At 68.7% G+C, this 687-nt stretch carries 1 pseudogene; it reads right to left on the bottom strand.

The annotated features are described in order from the left end of the window. Positions 1 to 687 (bottom strand): annotated as a pseudogene (locus AX744_RS20595) (hypothetical protein); the annotation flags it as partial.

The raw sequence follows: 687 nt of genomic DNA on the forward strand, positions 1-687 counted from the left end.
GTGCTCGCATCGGGCATCGAGTGCTGCTTCCACACGATGACCTCGTACGACTTCGCGCGGTCGAGCGTGTCGGTGGCTGCGGTCAAGTCGACCGAGAGCGCGCCACCAGAGATGTTCCGCACGTACTGCATCGCCAGGAAGCCGCTGCTGCCGGTGACGTTCGCCTCGGTGCCCTTCTCGATCAGCGCGACGTACGCGCCGGTGATCGCTCCCAGCTTCGAGCCGGATGCCGTGACGGTCAGGCCGTCCTTCGCGGTCGCTGACTTCACGACCGCGGAGACGGCCGGAGCCTCGGTGTAGTTCAGGGCGACGCTGCGCTCCTGATCGGCATTGACCACCCCACCGGCCGCGTACGTGTAGACACCGTAGGAGCCAGGCGTCGCCGCCGCATCCTTCAGGGTGATGGTCGCCTGGAACGTGCCGTCAGCCGCGATGTCGACCCACTGCGCGCGGATCGCGCCCTGGTACTGGGCGGGGACCTGGTTCAGCACGCCCTCGGCGAGAGCCCAGACCTGCGCGCCCACCGAACGGGCCGACGATGCGGCACCGGTCGACGGCTGCCACGTGGAGGCGAAGTTGCCGAAGACCACGTAGGTGCCCTGCGGGAGGTGCTTCGGGATCGGCACACCACGCCCCTCGGTGCCGAGGTTCGCCGTCGGGTCGTAGCCGGATCCCTTCACCACGACC

Origin of the sequence: Microbacterium sp. CCH5-D1 (genome assembly GCF_001557335.1) — a bacterium.
GTDB lineage: Bacteria > Actinomycetota > Actinomycetes > Actinomycetales > Microbacteriaceae > Microbacterium > Microbacterium oxydans.